Raw genomic sequence first — 17,710 nt, forward strand, 5'->3', positions numbered from 1 at the left:
AATAAACCTCTGTTCAGCCCTTTGTGACGGGCGTCCGGAGGTTTGTTTTCGTCATTACAGTAAAAAATTTTCAGAACGAAAAATCCGAACGGTTATATCCGTTCGGATTGTGTCTATTATATACCTTGCATAAGCATCGCACCGGCCACTCTTTTGAAGCCGGCAATATTCGCTCCTGCTATAAGATCTCCGGGCTTTCCGCATTCTTCCGCAGCTTCCTGGGAACGATCGTGGATATCTTTCATGATCGCTTTCAATTGCTCATCCACTTCTTCGAAGGACCAGGAGAGACGAGCACTGTTTTGGGCCATTTCCAAAGAAGATACTGCAACTCCTCCGGCATTGGCCGCTTTCGCCGGGGCGAAAAGAACATCGTTTTCCTGGAAGAGATCAATCGCCTCAGCATCACATGGCATGTTCGCTCCTTCTCCGACGGCGAGCAGTCCGTTAGAGACAAGTAGTCGTGCAGCTTCTTCACTGAGCTCATTTTGAGTAGCGCATGGCAAAGCTATGTCGCAGGGGACGGACCAGATATCCGGACAGTTATCGAAGTAGCGGGCTTGCGGATGTTCTTCCACGTACTTGGATATCCTCTCTCCTTCATCGATCTTCAAACGTTTTACCGTTTCAATATCAATTCCGTCTTCGTCATAGATATACCCCGAAGAATCACTGCAGGCTACAACGTTGGCTCCAAGTTCATCGGCTTTTTCCATCGCAAAACAGGAGACGTTCCCGGATCCTGAAACGACAACTGTTTTTCCACGGAAAGAAAGACCGCGCGTTGCGAGCATTTCTTTCACGAAGTAGACAGTACCGTAACCCGTAGCTTCGGTACGTACAAGACTGCCTCCGAATTGTGGACTTTTTCCGGTCAGCACGCCGGCTTCAAAAGCTCCGCGCATCTTTTTGTACTGTCCGAACATATAGCCTATCTCCCGGGGACCGACTCCGATGTCTCCGGCAGGTACGTCCGTGTCGGGACCGATATGGTTGGAGAGTTCAGTCATGAAACTCTGAACAAAACGCATGATCTCACGGTCGGACTTTCCTTTCGGATCAAAGTCCGAACCGCCTTTCCCGCCGCCGATCGGCTGGCCGGTAAGAGAGTTTTTGAAAATCTGTTCAAAGCCGAGAAATTTAATAATGCTTGAATTTACGGTCGGGTGAAAACGGAGCCCGCCTTTATAGGGTCCGATTGCGCTGTTGAATTGGACCCGGAATCCACGGTTAACACGAACAGCGCCTGTATCGTCCGTCCAGGGCACCTGAAAGCTTATCATTCTTTCGGGTTCCACAAGGCGTTCGAGGATCCCATTATTGATGTACTCCGGATTTTCTTCAAGAAGGGGAATAAGGGAATGAAGGGTCTCCTTTACGGCCTGATGGAATTCAGGTTCATGAGGATTTCTTTCTTTTACAGTCTGAAGAACCTCGGAAACGTATTTGGTCGCTTTGTCTTTTTGTGGTTTCGTTATATATTGTTGGGTTGTCGGCATAAAATTACATGCTCCTCTCTGACGTTTTCTATAAAAGAAAGTAAGATCTTTTAAGTTGTATTTGAGTGTTATCTATTTTACAATTTATTTTTAATAAAACCAATCTAATAATTAGATTGTTATCATGAAGTTTTTCGATAATTTAGATAAAGGAGGACTCAGTGTGGAATTAAAACAGCTTCGTTATTTCATGAAAGTAGCGGAATTGGAGCACGTTACAGACGCTGCTCTGTCTCTTGATATTTCCCAGTCGGCCGTGAGCCGCCAGATTTATAACCTGGAACAGGAGCTGGGTGTCGAACTTTTTTATCGCCGGGGGAGAAATGTCATACTGACCCATGCCGGTAAAATGTTTTATGAACATATGGACAGGATCCGCGTCCTGTTCCATCAGGCGGAGAGGGAAATACGGGAGTTTCAGAGTCCGAAAACAGGGACCGTCCATATAGGCTTTCCTTCAAGTATTGCTACGTATATTATGCCGGCGGTAGTGTCCGCTTTCAGGGAAGAATATCCGGAAGTGAAATTCCGGCTGAGCCAGGGTTCTTATTACGAATTGATCAATATGGTTGTGAAAGGTCATGTGAACATGGCTCTCCTCGCTCCTCTGCCGGAGGATGAGAGAGTGGAGGGGGAGACCCTGTTTACGGAAAAAGTAGTAGCTCTTCTGCCTTCCAGCCACCCTTTGGCTTCGGAGGAGGAAATTGAAATCAACAGTTTAAGGAATGAAGAGTTTGTCACATTTCCGGAAGGGTATATTTTGCGGGATCTTATTATGGAGGCTTGCCATAAAGGCGGATTCGCTCCTGACGTTTCCTTCGAAGGAGAAGATATTGAAACGATCAAAGGTATGGTTTCGGCAGGTCTCGGTGTTTCTTTCATACCGGAAGTGACGCTGGTGGACGGCATGCCGAGGAACGCTGTTAAAATCCCCCTCAAAAACCCGGTCGTCACCAGAACGATCGGAATCGTCAAATCGAAAGAACGCCCCCTGCTGCCTACGGAGGAGACGTTCTACAGGTTTTTAATCGACTTCTTTTCCCATAGACGGTAATCAAACAGGAAAAGGATAGTTCCGGATACTGGAAAGAACGGAAAACGGAGGGTAAAATAGGGGTATCTGCGGTGAGTAGAGGAGAGGTTGATTTTGAAAGAAATAACGGAACGTGATTACACCCTGCTTTCTATTATTTCTATATTTTTTATGACAGCCGGTATGGGGACCAGGCCGCTCGTGTCGATCCTCGGAAACGAACTGGGAGCCACTTCGTTTCAGATCGGGCTGATCATTTCCCTTTTCCCGCTGCTCCCTCTGTTTTTATCCGTACCCATCGGCCGATTTATAAACTTCCATGGAAGTAAGGGTCCGCTTCTTCTCAGTGCTGCACTGACGATGGCTGCACTCAGTCTGCCGTTCTTCTGGACCTCCCTCACCGGGCTCATCGTGTCTCAGGTAGTAGCAGGGGCCTTTCACACTGCTTTTATCATTTCGGCCCAGAGCTACGTAGGTCAGTCGCGGGACGGAACGAAACGGGATCATCACGTTATGAAGTTCAGTATCGGAGCTGCGACAGGAACATTTCTCGGTCCGGCGATCGGCGGAAGCGTGGCGGACGGATTCGGAACGCCGACAGCTTTCCTTCTTCTCAGTATCATCGGAATGATAGCCGTAGCGATGACGTTCCGGCTCACGAAAGAACCGGAAAACGAGCCGGGAGAAGAGGATGCGAAACGGAATGCATCAATGGGGGAACTTGTCGGTATTGTGAACTTCCGTCGTGCTATATATATAAGTACGATGGTGCTCACAGGAAAAGATGCGTTCACCTCTTTCTTCCCGCTTCTCGGGGTGGAAATTGGTCTTTCCGGTACCGAAATCGGGCTTATCGTATCGGCCAACGCTCTGGCCGGTCTGCTCATCCGTTGGGGGATGACTTTCTTTCTGGCGCGTTTCTCAAGAAATACGGTTGTGCTCACTTCCATTCTCGGTTCCGGAGTCATGTTCCTCCTTGTACCTGTGTTCAATTCCGTCTATATCATAGGGGTGATCGCTTTTATTCTCGGATTAGGAGTAGGGCTCGGGCAGCCTCTTTCTATATCGACCGCCCTTCATTCCCTGCCGAAAGATGTCGTCAGCCAGGGTCTCGGCGTACGTATTACGGCAAACCGCTTCGTCCAGGTCACTTCGCCTCTGTTGTTCGGAGGCGTAGCCCAGTTCATAAGTATTTCAAGCATCTTCTGGCTGACTGGAGCTCTCTATCTTTTCGGTTCGGTGAAAACGCGGATCCGGCAGGAGTGAAGACTGTCCGGATACGTGAAATAGATAGGGATAGCATTTTCCTCCAGATAAAAAAAGAAGAAGGCGCAGCTGCGCACCTTCTTTTTTTTTTAGTATCACCTGGAACTGTATTCCGACCTCTCCTGAAACACTTCCGCTGCTATCTGCATAGCGTGTACGGCCTTCGGAAAGCCGACGTAGCCGGTACACTGGATAATGATTTCAGTTATTTCCTCTCTGGAGAGACCGACATTCAGCGCCGCCTCCAGATGGACTTTCAGCTGATCGAAAGCCCCCTGGGTAATAAGCGAGGTGATCGTTACGATTTCCCGCTGTGAAAGAGAAAGACCCTCCCGGGAATAAAGGTCTCCGAAACCGAAGGAAACTATCATGTCCCAGAGGTCGGGGGAGACGTCTTTCACACCTTTCATCTCCTGTCTCACCTGTTCCGAAAAAAGTTCTTCCATCACTTTCTGTCCAGCTTCATATCTGCTGTTCTCCATCATTATTGCCTCCCCATGGTCGGCGGTATTTCATTACCGTCGACAATTGCATCGATGACTACCGGTTTGTTCGTTTCTTTTATCGTCTGGAGAGAAATCCGGATCGCTTCCTCCACTTCTTTTTTATTATAGCACGTATGCGCTTCAAGTCCCATAGAGCGGGCGAATGCTGCCCCGTCAAGAGGGGTGTCGTATACCCCGCCGATGGAGGTGCCGATCATTTTCCTCATACCTTTTTCCACCATATCGAGACGTCCATTATTCATCATAATGAACAATACGGGCGCATTATAGTTATAGGCAGTGGAGATTTCGGTGCCATGCATGAACATGCACCCGTCCCCCGTCAGGCATACAATAGTTCTATCGGGAACTGCGAGAGAAGCCCCGATGGAATAACCGATACCGTTACCCATCGCCCCGAAAATATCGTCGAAGAAGTAAGTGCCCGGATACCGCACATCGAAGTGGCGGATGCCGTAAAAGGAATGGCTCCCGTCGTCTCCGAACAGCACGGCTTCATCCGGGAGAGAATCCCGCATCGCTTCAATGACTTTTACAGCCGACATAAGCTCCGTCTCTGCCACGGCGGGCTGTATGCGTGCAGGGAGGGTGCGGGTTTCTTTCTTACCCGGCGGGGCTGCGGCGATAAGAGACTGGAGGTTCGCTTTTAAATCCCCGAGTACGGCTGTCGTCTCTGAGTTCAGGGACTTGCCGATGAATGTAGGGTCATGGTCGAAATGAAAGAGGCGTTCCGGGGTCATATCCTCTGTAAAACCGGGAATACTCATATCGCTGAGTCTCGTTCCGAGTACCAGCATCAAATCCGTCTTCTGTTTCAGATAGGCTGCTGCTTCTTCCGTGCCGCCGAGTCCGAAACCTCCGAGAGACAGAGGGTGGTCTGAACGGAAGCAGCCTTTCCCTCCCGGAGTGGTGATGACCGGAATCTGCCAGCGTTCGGCGACTTCTCTCACTTCTTCATAACTCCTGCTTGCATGGACCCCTTTTCCGAGAAAAAGCACCGGTTTTTCCGCTTTTTCAAGGAGAGGAGGGAGGTTGTATATTTCGGGGGAGATGACGGGCGTCCTGACCGGAATATCGAGAAGAAACGGTTCCGTTTCTTCCAGCAGTATATCGAAGGGGATCGACAGGTGTACGGGCCCCTGCACTCCGGTAACTGCTTTTTCGAGGGCATGGGCCAGAAGCGGAGCCAGCCGTTCCGCATGCTCCACTCTTACGCTGAATTTCGTCACAGGTTCAAACATGCGGCACAAATCGGTACCGAACATACTGGAATCCTGACCCTGTCCTTTACCCGTGTCTTTCATGGAAGGGTGCCCGGTAATGATGAGCAGGGGAGTATGGAAAGCTTTAGCCTGCCCGGCTGCGGTAAGAAGGTTCGTCCCGCCGGGTCCTGACGTACCGATAGCCACCCCGGGGACATCCTTCATCATTGCATATCCTGCCGCTTCGAATCCCGCTGCCCCTTCATGCTTACTCAGAACGAATTCAATGTCGGTGTTCAACAGTTCGAAGAGGATGGGGGAGATGGCTTTTCCCGGTATCCCGAAGACGTGTGTGATCCCCCAGTGTACAAAGTGGTCGGTCAGTATAGAAGCGAGTTTTTTCATTACTAATTTCCCTCCTGTGGCGCCTGTGGGCGGATGTAAGATTTTTCGATATCATCAGCGGTGAGCGGTTTACTGAAATAGAACCCCTGGGTCACGTCACAGTTCTGGCGGATGAGGAAGTCGAGCTGTTCACTCGTTTCGACCCCTTCGGCGATGACCTGCATGCCAAGGTTGTGGGCAAGACTGATGATAGCATTCACAATGATCGCATCGTTCTCGTCGTGAAGGATTTCATTGACGAAGGATTTATCTATTTTAATGTAGTCGATCCGGAACTGTTTCAGATAGTTCAGGGAACTGTACCCGGTACCGAAATCATCGATGCTGATACCTACCCCGATGTCTCTCAGTTTCTCGAGAACGAGGAAAGAACTGTCGTATTCCATCGCCATGTACTCCGTTACTTCGAGGACGAGATATTCCGGAGCTAACCCCGTACGTTCCAGAACGTCCTGGACGAGGGTGATCGTATTTTTCGTAAGGAACTGCTGGGTGGACATATTGACGGAAACTTTCACCGGTCTGCCGCCCGCCTCCTGCCACTTCTTATTCTGCCGGCACGCTTCCTCGATAACCCATTCTCCGATTCTCGTGATGAGACCATTCTTTTCGGCAAGATGGATGAAGGACCCGGGAGAAATCAGACCGAATTCCGGATGTTGCCACCGTATAAGCGCCTCGACACCCACCACTTCACCGGTAGTGTTGTTGATCTGGGGCTGATAGTGCAGGACGAATTCATTCTTCTCCAGCGCTTCCCGTAAGTCGGCTTCGAGCCGGAATTCTTCCATCATGTTCTCAAGGGAATGGGAGGAATAGACGACGTATCGGTCTTTCCCGTCCAGTTTCGCCTGATACATGGCGTTGTCGGCGTAAACCATGAACGTTTCCAGAGAGACGTACTCTTCGGGGTAGTAGACGACTCCGATACTCGCGGTTGTGTACAAATATTCATCGTCCACCTGAAAAGGATGACGGAATTCCTGGAGTACTTCTTCGGCTTTTCGGGTCACGTAGTCCGCGTCTTCGAAATTTTGAAGTAACAGGACGAATTCATCTCCGCCCATCCGGGCAAGAATGTCGTTTTCACCGAGGTACTTTTTCAAATGCCTGCTCACTTCAATAAGAAGATGGTCTCCGCACGTATGACCGAAATTATCGTTGATGATTTTAAAACGGTCCAGGTCGATGAAAAGTAAAGCAAGACTGCTGCTTTCCCCGCTCTGGAGTTCTTCGATAGCTCTTTTCGTTTCAATGTTCACATAGCGGCGGTTGGGGAGACCGGTAAGGTCATCATGATAGGCCAGGTAGTTATATTTTTCCTGAAGGTTGTATCGCTCGGTGATGTCACGGAACTGACCGAAAGCGCCGGCCAGTTTCTCTTCTTCGTAAATAGGCTGGGCGTCGAAAAGGCAGATGACGCGGTCCCCGTTCTCATCCGTGAATTTCAGTATTTCATTGGAGAAGCTTTTTTCCTGTTCGAGGAGCTCTTCGAAATAGGAACCGGTGATCGGGGATTCCCGGATGTTGCGGCCGAGGACGTCATCTTTATCTGTTCCTGATATCTTTTGGGCGAAATCGTTGAACTCCGTAGTGATACCGTTCTCATCCGTGACAACTATGCCGTTTCTCGTACGGCTCAACATGATCTGATTCATAATATTCAGTTTTTTGTTCTGTTTCCTGAGCAGCAGCTCCCGTTCAATAGAGTCCACGACTTGCGAGAGCATCGTCAGGAAGAGAGGGTTTCTGTATTCGATCGGCATCATGATCGACAGACTGCCAAGCAGGTTATTATTATCGGTGTATCGGAAAGCGGTCCCGTAACAGGCGGTGCTGTGCAGAAACGTGTGGTAGTGACTTTTTCCTATGAGGCTGATGGGATGCTTTTGATCAAGAGAGAGGCTGATCACGTTCGTTCCGGTATCTTCCTGGCGAAAGAGGCTGCCCGGAAATATGCCGAACTGCTCGATTGTGGAGCGGATCGTTTCATCCCCTTCCACTTTCAACAGGTACCCTTCGGCATCGGCTACCCCTACAAGGATGGGCGTTCCTTTAAGGGAGTCCAGCAGTTTATTCGAAAAAAAACTGACGACGGATAATATTTCATCATACTCTTCTTTCTTGGCTTCCAGTTCGGAACTGGTTAATATGGTGTCGGGACGCGGGATCTCGTTCGGGTTCATTCCCGCTACTTCACACAAGCGCTTCGATTCAACGATGAAATCCGGTTCATTATTTGTCATAAGGCTCTCCTTAACAAGAATTTATTTTAACTATATACTTCTTTGTTCAAGCCTGTCAAAAGCATTTCGAACTCCCGCTTCCCGGGTGAATACGCAAACTCCGGTTTCAATTAAGTGTCAGCACGTCTGCTCAGTGATAAAATTAGGGAAACAGCAGTCTCAGTAAAAGAAAAACCGGTTGAGTATATAAAGGTAGTTATTATTATTATCGGCTGATGAGTCTTAAAAATAAATGAACAAGAAGGAGACGGAAGCGGATGAAGAAGGCAGTCGCGTTACTGGCACTCCTGTTCCTCGGAACGTGGGTTGTCACTACTCTGGATTCCGAATGGGATACCGTGAAGAAGGAAATGGATTCGTTCATGGAGAAGTTCGAAAACTGGGAAAGCGGTCAGGTAATCGATTCGGCTCCTGTTTCTCCGGGAGAGGAGGAAGAGAAGGTTACTTCCGGGAAAGAGTCTTCGGCAACAGCCGGGGAGCAGACGGTACAAAGCATTTACGGCACCCCTTGGATGTTAAAAGGGACGACGTCGGGGAATTTTTCTTTCGCCAATAAAGACAGCACCGGCCGTTACCTGGGAAAAGAAGGGGAGAGCTATGACGGGATAACCATTGGCCAGGAAAGCTCCACTGCAGAAAAAGCCTGGGGCGAACCGGCGGATGCGGTCAGACGGGGTATGACGAGTGTACGGTCTCCGGCTGAAAATTATGACGTGTACGAACGGAACAATAAGGAAGTGACGGTCTTTTACGACCGTCATGAAGGGGACGTCATCAAGTCCATTTATATCGTTCCCAAAACCGTTACTACGAATATGAACAGCTACTATGCGAATGAACAGGACTGGGTCGGAAAGGACCAGGCGGAAGTTATGTTCGGACTTATCAACAGAGATCGTACGGCGAGGGGACTGGAGCCGCTCAGCTGGAGAGAGGAACTGGTCCCTGTAGCAGAAGCCCACAGCACGGATATGACGGAGCGTGATTACTTCTCTCACACTAATCCGGAAGGGCAGGGCCCGGCGGACAGAGCCAGGGAAGCCGGAGTATCTTTCCGGATAATAGGGGAAAACCTCGCTTACGGGCAGAGCAACGCCGTTTACGCCCACGAAGGGTTGATGGATTCCAAAGGCCATCGCGACAATATCCTCAATCCTGCGTATGAAGAGGTCGGAATCGGTGTCGCAGTCGATGACAAAGGTGCTCCGTACTTTACGGTACTGTTCTATAAGGGATAGTGTATGATAGAAGAAAAAAACAGCCGGGACTTCCTTCGCAGCAACAGCTGTATGGAAATGTTCCGGCTATTTTTGTTTATGGAGTACGCGTTATTTGTGAAAAAGTTTCGGATTGAAGTGGGAGGCTATTTGTTCCGGTTTCATAGGTTTTGCAAAATAGTATCCCTGGTACTTATCGCATCCGCTTCTTCTGAGGAAATCCAGCTGGCTGGCTGTTTCCACACCTTCTGCAATAACTTCGAGATTCAGACTGTCGGCAAGGGAGATGATAGTAGTGATGATATCGTTGTTTTCCCGGTCGATTCCTATATCTTTAATGAACGATTTGTCGATTTTGAGCTGGTGAATAGGGAATCGTTTTAAATAACTGAGGGAACTGTATCCTGTTCCGAAGTCATCGATGGAGATTTTAACCCCGAGACCGCTCAATCTGTTTAAGATGTCGGTGGCCTCTTCCGCGTGTATGGCCATAGACTCTGTGATTTCCAGTTCCAGGTACTTTGCAGGGAGTCCGGTCTCCCGAAGGATTTGTGCTACCATTTCGACTAAATCGTTATGATAGAACTGACGCATGGACAGGTTGACGGATATTTTTACAGGCGGGTGCCCTTCGTTCTGCCAGGCTTTTGCCTGTTGGCAGGCTTCCCTGATCGCCCACTCGCCGATAGGTACAATCAGACCCGTTTCTTCGGCAATTGTAATGAATTCGGAAGGAGAGACGAGCCCGAGGTCTTTATTTCTCCACCGGAGCAGTGCCTCTATACCGATTAGATGGCTGCTGTCTTTTTCGAACTGCGGCTGATAAACGAGAAAAAACTCCCGATTTGCGAGTGCTTTGTAAAGGTGGGACTCTGTTTTAAGGTCCGTCTTCCGCTTTTGAACCTGGCTGTTGTAAACCTGCCAGGTGTTTTTGCCGAGGTTTTTCGCATGATACATAGCGTTATCCGCCTGGCGGATGAGTGCGGCGGTCGTGTTGCTGTGCTTCGGTGACATGCTGATACCTATGCTCACTGTCGCCAGTGCCTCATATCCGTTCAGGTCATAGCTTCGCTCCATTTCCGAAGTGATATCGGCAGCTATTTCTCCCGCCTCTTCCGTATCGACTTGCGGCAGGATGATCAGAAACTCGTCGCCTCCGTACCTGAACACGTTCCCCCGGGGGCCGACAAGCCGGAGCAGACGGCGGGATACCTGTTTCAACAGTTCATCTCCCATGTGGTGGCCCATATAATCATTGATAAATTTAAAACGGTCGAGATCCAGGAAGAAAAGGGCGAAATTCTCCCCCGACGCAAGTTTCTGCTCGATGGTCTCGTGGAAGTAACGCTGGTTCGGAAGTCCGGTGAGCGTGTCATGATAAGCGAGGTGGTTCATTTTTTTATTAAGTTTTTTCAACTCGGTTACGTTTTTGGCCACACAGTGGATACCCGTAATGTTTCCGTCGATGTAAATAGGCACGAGTGCTACGTGCAGGTACAGCTTCTCTCCTTCCGACATGGTGAGCTGCGTTTCATATTGGTGGGGTTGTCCCTGAAGAGAGGTGAAAAAATGTCGTCTCGTCTCCTCCCGTACCTCCTCTGATATAAAAGGTAAAAACGATTTACCTCTCAGCTGTTCAATCGACATACCGGAAAGTTTCTCCGTACTTGCATTCGCATGGGTGAACGTACCGTCTGTATCAAACGTCATCACTGCATCCGTATTGTAGTCGAACAGGGAGCGGTAGCGCTGCTCGCTTTCGGTAAGAAGCCGTTCCGTTGCTTTTTTCACTGTCATATCTCTCGCAATACCGATGACTCCCGTAATGACGTTGTCGATAATCAGAGGCACGGCGGTAACATCCATAATATGTCTGGCTTCATCCCGGGAGATGAGGGTGGTTTCAAATCGTACCGTTTCCCCGTTAGTAACTTTTTTGAAATGAGAAAGGGTCGCTTCACCGGCTTCTTTCGTAAGAAACTCCAGATAGGAGGAACCATTGATTTTTTCGGGAGCATAGCCGAAAAGCTCTACACCGGAAGGGTTGATATTCGTATATCTTCCGTTCATATCCAGGGAGAAGATAGTATCCGGATTATACAGGTAGAGAGATTTGAACTGCTGATCTTTATGTTTCAACCGATATTTTATTTCTCTGTTTTTCGTCATGTCCTTGACTGTCGTGAGCGTATAGAGGCGGCCATCCGAAAGGGTAAGGGAACGGCTGACGGCTTCGACGAGAAGTTCCTCCCCGTTTTTCTTATAAAGTATCCTTTCCTGCTTTTCGAGGGGGAGTGTATCGAAGAGATCAGAGAGCGGGCGGGACAGAAACTCTTCCCGTGTGTATCCGAGATTCGATAAAACGGGAGTGTTGACTTCCACGAAGCGGTCTTCATCGGGGACGCTTACCAGCAGGCCGGTGTCCGCATTATGCAGTATTTTCAATAAATCCTCTTTCGTCCATGCGGATGCATCCATAACTTTTCCTCCCTGTGTGAATTGAATATTCTATATCTTAGTTTAGCAGGGAAGAGAAATTGTTTCTATACTTTTTGATGAGCGGCTGGGGAAAATTACTCAGAAAAGGTATATAATTTTGGAAATTAGGGAAAATAAAAGGAAGGCAAGCGTCGTATTTTATTTGTCCTTCGGAAGTGAGACAGTAAAATCCAAACCGGAAAGAGGAGAGACGTATGTGGAAATGGCTGATTGCGTTATCCATTCTGCTTGCCGCCTGCGGGACGGGGGAACAGACTCCGGAAGAATCTGCGGAAGCCGGTGACACCCCGGAAGCGGAAACATCCAAAGATGAAAGTGAAGGAGCAGCGAAAGAGAAATCTGAAGGTTCTATCGATGTCGATAAAGGAATGTTCAATGTAAAAGTGACCCTTCCTAAAACGCTGTTCGAAATGGAAGACGGGGATTTTGAAGAAATAAAAGCTTCTGCGGAAGAAGAAGGAATCGGAGAAGTGACGGACAACGGGGATGGAACGATTACGTATAAAATGTCCAAATCGAAGCATAAGGAAATGATGAAAGAAATGGAGGAGGAGATTGAGAGCTCCCTGGAAGAGATCCGGGAAGGCGGGGAATATTCATCCATTCAGGGGGTCACCGCAAATGGTGATTACTCCGAGTTTACGCTCGAAGCAGAGCAGACTGCCTATGAGGAGAGTTTCGACGGATTTGCCGTCTTCGGTATCGGTGTTCTCGGTTTATATTATCAACTTTTCGATGGAGCGGACCCCGATGATTACAGCGTTGTCATCCACATCACCGATGCTGCGACCGGGGAGGAATTCGATACGGTGGAGTTCCCGGAAGTACTGGATGAAATGAGCGGCGAACAGGGAGAAGAGTACGGAACAGAATAGCGTACACAGAACCGGACTTTGACGTCCGGTTTTTGTGTGCTTTTCAGCAGAGAGGATGGTCAGTGAGGCTGTTCATTTCCGGGGAAGCTGTTTTCCTTCCCCTCAGGCGAGTGGGAACGTGTTGAAGGGAAGGAAAACTCCATTCGGAGGTTCTTTTTTCATATTCTGCACGATCTGCTGAAGATATCAACTGTTGCGGTGATGTGCCGAAGTTCCTTTCCGCAGCTGAACAAACAGCAGCAGGCTGACCGGTAGTATATAGAAGAATTCATACCGGATAAGAGAAAGGCCGTACGTCGCCCCGGTCACCGGGTACAGCAGATGGACTCCGTTCCCGAGATAGTCGATACCGAGCGCGCTTACTACGAGTACGAGAGTCAGCCGCCACCATATGGAAAAAAACGTCATGGTAAGCAGCGCCCGCGTGAAAATAGCGAAAAACGCGGCAATAATGGGTACGGTGACCAGGGAGTGGCCGATCAGCACACCGAACAGTTTGGGGAGATCCGGGATCAGTACGATGACACCGACGCCCCCGAGAAGAACGAATCTTGCTTTTCTATTTTGGAAGTCAGGTCCTTTAAATAATAAATCCGCCACCAACAGCCCCGTAAGTATGTGGAGAAGGGTGGAGGGGATGTGACTGAGCAATAATTCCGTCATAAGAATCTATCCTTTCCTCTCCTTTGATACCCTGAAGAGAACGGAATGAAAAGTCTTTATTTTTGTAGAATTGTCTGTAATATTCTAAAATTAAGACAATAACAAAAAGGGGTGTAAAAATGAAGGCTAAACAGACTGTTTTCGTTAACGATTTTACCGACGGCGTGCTGGATCCCTCAAAGGAAATGGAGTATAAAGTACGGGACGGCGGGCACATCGTCGCCAATACGACGCCCGGATGCTGGGGACCGATGATCACCCCTGCCCTGAAAGGCGGGCATGAAGTGACGAAGCCCGTGTACGTGGAAGGAGCGGAAGTGGGAGATGCGATTGCTATCCGTATCCATTCCATCGAAGTGACTTCTATAGCGACAGCTTCCGGGAACGACAAACCGGTCGAAGGGCGTTTCACCGGCGACCCGTTCATAGACGGGAAATGTCCGAACTGTGGTACGGAGAATCCCGAAACATATATCGAAGGCATCGGCCAGCAGGCGATCCGCTGTCAGGTGTGCGGAGAGGACGTGACTCCCTTTGCGTTCACGAATGCGTATTCCATCGCCTTCGATCACAAGAAGGAAGTGGGTCTGACATTGGATAAACAGGCGGCGGAAAAAGTGGCGAAGGACTCGAAACATTACATGGCAACGCCCGAGGGCTCTATTCAGAATCCGGTCGTCACGTTTGCTCCCCACGATATCGTCGGGGCTATGGCAAGGCTGCGGCCTTTCCTCGGACAGCTCGGCACCACACCTTCAAGGGCTATTCCCGACTCCCACAACGCCGGAGATTTCGGACAGTTCCTGATTGATGCTCCGCATTCGTATGGACTCACAAAAGAGCAGCTGGAAGAGCGGACGGATGGACACATGGACATTAACCGCGTCCGGGAAGGGGCAGTGCTTATCTGCCCGGTGAAAGTGGAAGGCGGAGGAGTATACCTTGGAGACATGCATGCGATGCAGGGGGACGGAGAAATCGCTGGACATACGACAGACGTCTCGGGTATTGTCAGTCTGGAAGTGGAAGTGATGAAAGGCGTCAACATTGAAGGGCCGATCCTCCTTCCGGTGGAAGAAGACCTTCCTTACCTTGCTAAACCGTTCACGGAAGAGGAGAAACAAAAAGCCGAAGCACTCCGGAAAGAATGGGACATAGAAAAAATGGAAGATTCTCTTCCGGTGTCCTTCGTCGGCAGTGGAGCAACTCTCAATGATGCGACGACGAACGGCATGGAACGTGCGGCGAAAGCTTTCGGCATTGATGTTCCGGAAGTGATGAACCGGGCTACGATTACCGGGTCTATCGAGATAGGCCGTCATCCCGGAGTCGTCACCGTCACATTTTTGACCCCGAAAAACTATCTGGCAAAAATCAGTCTTGAGGAAATAGTGAGTGACTTCTATAAATAAATCCGAAGCATCCGCTGAATGGCGGGTGCTTTTTTACATAGCAGTGGATATATGTCTCGGGAACACCTATGCCGCCGGACGCCTCTTAACATTTAATTTTAAATATGCTGATACACCCTATTGAATAAAAATACATTATTGTGTATTATTAACCAATGAAACAATTATCGGATTGGGGGAGAAAAGCATGGAGATTGATGAGTCTGCAACTGCGAGCGACAGCACAAATGGAAAGTACACGACGAAGCAATTATTGAAATTTCTTATTCCATCATTAATCGGAGTGCTTTTGTTCCTTGTACCTATTTCTGTGAATGATACGGTTACGATCGGTCTCGGGGTGATGGCTGATGGCCTGCAGGCGGCTATTGGACCGTACATTCCTGCTTTTATGACAGCAGTATTGTGGGTATCTGCCCTCGGCAGTATAATCACCCGGTTTGTTCCCGAAAAATTATATAAAGATAATATTTTTATCGTGGCTATTTTCGACGTAGGGACGTTCTGGATCACGCTTCGGGTCATTGGTGCCGCCTTTGCGGCTATGACGTTGTGGAGTATCGGTCCTGAAGTGATATGGTCGGAAGTGACGGGAGTCGTCGTTCTTTACGATCTCGTTCCCGTGCTTATGGTCTGGTTTTTATTCGCGAGTCTGTTCATGCCGCTACTGTTGGAGTTCGGGCTGATGGATTTCATCGGAGCGATGGTCAGAAAAGTGATGAACCCGCTCTTCCAGCTTCCCGGCCGTTCTTCCGTGGATGCCATGGCTTCCTGGATGGGGAGCGGTACCGTCGGTGTTCTTCTCACCACCCAGCAGTATGAACAGGGATATTATACGAAAAAAGAAGCTTCCATCATCGCTACGAACTTTTCCATAGCGTCTATCGCGTTCAGTCTTGTTATCGCAAGATTTCTGTCTATCGACGATATGTTCATCCAGTTTTATGCTACGGTAGTGGTGTGCGGCATTGTAGCGGCAATCGTCATCCCGAGGATACCTCCGCTTTCCGGTAAAAAGACGACATACCATGGACCGGTCGGCCGTCAGATACAGGAAGATGTTCCCGAAGGCTGGTCAACGTTCCGGTGGGGTGTGGACCGTGCCATAAAGAAAGCCGATCAGGTGAAAGGGGCCGGGGAAGTCGTTAAGAAAGGGCTGTTCCACGTAGCTGATATCTGGCTCGGCCTCATTCCGCTCGTCATGGCTCTCGGTACCGTCGCGCTCATTATTGCGGAGTTCACGCCGATTTTCACTTTCCTGTCCTATCCGTTCATTCCTATTCTGAATCTGCTGCAGTTGCCGGAAGCGGAAGCTGCAGCCCCTGCGATGATCGTCGGCTTTGCGGACATGTTCCTGCCCGCGGTCATCGGAAGCGGAATCGAAGCGGAGATCACCAGGTTCGTCATCGGCGTTATGGCTCTGACTCAGCTCATTTATATGTCTGAAATAGGCGTGCTGCTCATTAAATCGAATATACCGATCAATCTGTTTGAACTATTCATCATTTTTCTGCAGCGGACGGTCGTAACTTTGCCGCTCGCCGCGCTGATTGCACATTTATTTTTCTTTTAGGAGAGGATTACAGTTATGGACGAAATAAAAGATCTTGTGGACAGACATTTGGCACCGAGCATGGCCAAGGACCACCCGAACCTTCCGGTGGAAAAAGAAGAGGGGCATTATTACTACGGAAAAGACGGGAGGCAGTACCTTGATTTTACTTCGGGAATTGCAACGACGAACGTCGGACACCGGCATCCCAAAGTGGTGAAGGCGATCAAAAAAGGCGCAGATGAACTTACTCATGGACCGTCCGGGGTTATTATGTACGATTCCATTCTTGAATTGTCACAGCGTCTTGCTGCCATCCTCCCCGGGGATCTCGACTGCTTCTTTTACGGAAACAGCGGTGCCGAAGCGGTGGAAGGCGCTTTGAAGCTGGCCCGTCACGTTACGGACCGCCCTTACGTCGTTTCTTTTCTCGGCGGATTCCACGGTCGTTCCATGGGGGCGCTGAGCGTCTCCACTTCGAAAAGCAAGTACCGGAAACATCAGCCGGTCAATGGCACATACCAGCTGCCTTATGCTGATCCGGAAGCGGAAGACCCGGTTGCAGAACTGGAGCATCATGCTGAACAGTTGTTTAAGTATCAGGTGACCCCCGAAGAAGTGGCGGCATTCATTGTGGAACCTGTTCTCGGAGAAGGCGGATACGTCGTTCCTCCTGCCTCATGGCTCCGCAGAGTGAGAGAATTGTGTGACGAGCACGGCATACTGCTTATTTTCGATGAAGTGCAGACCGGGTTCGGTCGTACCGGAGAGTGGTTCGCTTCGCACACTTTCAACGTCACACCGGACATTATGGCGATTGCGAAAGGTATAGCGAGTGGTCTGCCGCTCAGTGCCACCGTGGCTTCGCGGGAACTTATGCAGAAGTGGCCGCTTGGCAGTCACGCAACGACGTTCGGCGGGAACCCGATTGCCTGCCATGCTGCAAATGCTGTACTCGACGTCATCGAAGAGGAGGATCTGCTTGCTAATACGAAAGGGCAGGGGGCTTACGCTTACGAGAGGCTGCTCACTATACAGAAGAAATATCCGGAAATAGGGAGAGTCCGGGCCCTTGGTCTTATGATAGGAATCGAAATGGTGGACCCGGTGACGAAATCTCCGAGCAGTGATGTGTTGTTCGACTGCCTGGATCGTGCTCTTGAAAAAGGGGTGCTATTCTATTTCGGAGGGAACGAAACGGAAATTATGCGGATGATTCCGCCGCTTACCATTACAAAGGAAGAAATCGACCATGGACTTGATCTGTTTGAAGAAACCCTGAAAGAACGGGGTAGCAGCAACTAGATTGTTTCTGTGTACTCAAAAAAAGCCGGC

The 17,710-nt window shown here is 49.5% G+C and carries 13 protein-coding genes; 7 read left to right on the forward strand and 6 right to left on the reverse strand.

Going from position 1 to position 17,710, the window contains the following annotated elements; translation table 11 throughout:
• Nucleotides 1-116: 116 nt before the first annotated feature.
• Entirely contained in the window at nucleotides 117-1,499 is a 1,383-nt protein-coding gene (gdhA, locus tag BLU03_RS08280; RefSeq protein ID WP_093107121.1) for an NADP-specific glutamate dehydrogenase, read from the reverse strand.
• Between the two features lie 163 nt (nucleotides 1,500-1,662).
• Here gdhA and BLU03_RS08285 point away from each other — a divergent pair, with 163 nt between their 5' ends.
• Together BLU03_RS08285 and BLU03_RS08290 are read left to right on the forward strand one after the other, a co-directional pair.
• A complete protein-coding gene (locus BLU03_RS08285; RefSeq protein ID WP_093107123.1) occupies nucleotides 1,663-2,553 on the forward strand; it encodes a LysR family transcriptional regulator in 891 nt (296 codons plus the stop codon).
• A 93-nt stretch (nucleotides 2,554-2,646) separates the two neighbouring features.
• Complete coding sequence (locus BLU03_RS08290; RefSeq protein WP_093107124.1) at nucleotides 2,647-3,798, forward strand: MFS transporter; 1,152 nt, start codon at nucleotides 2,647-2,649, stop codon at nucleotides 3,796-3,798.
• Between the two features lie 95 nt (nucleotides 3,799-3,893).
• Here the strand turns inward: BLU03_RS08290 and BLU03_RS08295 are convergent, their stop codons facing one another.
• The 3 genes from BLU03_RS08295 to BLU03_RS08305 are packed head-to-tail and all read right to left on the reverse strand — an operon-like array spanning nucleotide 3,894 to nucleotide 8,157.
• Complete coding sequence (locus BLU03_RS08295; protein WP_245698783.1) at nucleotides 3,894-4,280, reverse strand: carboxymuconolactone decarboxylase family protein; 387 nt, start codon at nucleotides 4,278-4,280, stop codon at nucleotides 3,894-3,896.
• Between the two features lie 2 nt (nucleotides 4,281-4,282).
• Nucleotides 4,283-5,911: a thiamine pyrophosphate-binding protein gene (locus BLU03_RS08300; protein WP_093107128.1), complete on the reverse strand. Its 1,629-nt coding sequence runs from the start codon at nucleotides 5,909-5,911 to the stop codon at nucleotides 4,283-4,285.
• Nucleotides 5,912-5,913: 2 nt separating this feature from the next.
• Nucleotides 5,914-8,157 (reverse strand): EAL domain-containing protein, encoded by a 2,244-nt coding sequence (locus BLU03_RS08305; RefSeq protein WP_093107130.1) that lies wholly within the window; start codon nucleotides 8,155-8,157, stop codon nucleotides 5,914-5,916.
• 257 nt (nucleotides 8,158-8,414) lie between these two features.
• Between BLU03_RS08305 and BLU03_RS08310 the strand changes: the two genes are divergently transcribed.
• Nucleotides 8,415-9,395: a CAP domain-containing protein gene (locus BLU03_RS08310; protein WP_093107132.1), complete on the forward strand. Its 981-nt coding sequence runs from the start codon at nucleotides 8,415-8,417 to the stop codon at nucleotides 9,393-9,395.
• 90 nt (nucleotides 9,396-9,485) lie between these two features.
• Here the strand turns inward: BLU03_RS08310 and BLU03_RS08315 are convergent, their stop codons facing one another.
• A complete protein-coding gene (locus tag BLU03_RS08315) occupies nucleotides 9,486-11,852 on the reverse strand; it encodes a sensor domain-containing protein (RefSeq protein ID WP_093107134.1) in 2,367 nt (788 codons plus the stop codon).
• Nucleotides 11,853-12,067: 215 nt separating this feature from the next.
• Here BLU03_RS08315 and BLU03_RS08320 point away from each other — a divergent pair, with 215 nt between their 5' ends.
• On the forward strand, nucleotides 12,068-12,748 hold the full coding sequence (locus BLU03_RS08320) for a hypothetical protein (protein ID WP_093107136.1): 681 nt from the start codon (nucleotides 12,068-12,070) through the stop codon (nucleotides 12,746-12,748).
• Between the two features lie 186 nt (nucleotides 12,749-12,934).
• Here the strand turns inward: BLU03_RS08320 and BLU03_RS08325 are convergent, their stop codons facing one another.
• A complete protein-coding gene (locus tag BLU03_RS08325; RefSeq protein WP_076570690.1) occupies nucleotides 12,935-13,411 on the reverse strand; it encodes a hypothetical protein in 477 nt (158 codons plus the stop codon).
• A gap of 119 nt (nucleotides 13,412-13,530) precedes the next feature.
• Here BLU03_RS08325 and BLU03_RS08330 point away from each other — a divergent pair, with 119 nt between their 5' ends.
• The 3 genes from BLU03_RS08330 (at nucleotide 13,531) to BLU03_RS08340 (ending at nucleotide 17,680) form a co-directional block, all read left to right on the forward strand.
• On the forward strand, nucleotides 13,531-14,823 hold the full coding sequence (locus BLU03_RS08330) for an acetamidase/formamidase family protein (RefSeq protein ID WP_076570692.1): 1,293 nt from the start codon (nucleotides 13,531-13,533) through the stop codon (nucleotides 14,821-14,823).
• Between the two features lie 187 nt (nucleotides 14,824-15,010).
• Nucleotides 15,011-16,396, forward strand: a complete 1,386-nt coding sequence (locus BLU03_RS08335) for a YjiH family protein (protein ID WP_093107138.1) — start codon at nucleotides 15,011-15,013, stop codon at nucleotides 16,394-16,396.
• A 15-nt stretch (nucleotides 16,397-16,411) separates the two neighbouring features.
• Complete coding sequence (locus BLU03_RS08340) at nucleotides 16,412-17,680, forward strand: aspartate aminotransferase family protein (protein ID WP_093107140.1); 1,269 nt, start codon at nucleotides 16,412-16,414, stop codon at nucleotides 17,678-17,680.
• The last annotated feature ends 30 nt before the right edge of the window (nucleotides 17,681-17,710 follow it).

Source organism: Salimicrobium album (genome assembly GCF_900107115.1).
Lineage (GTDB): Bacteria > Bacillota > Bacilli > Bacillales > Halobacillaceae > Salimicrobium > Salimicrobium album.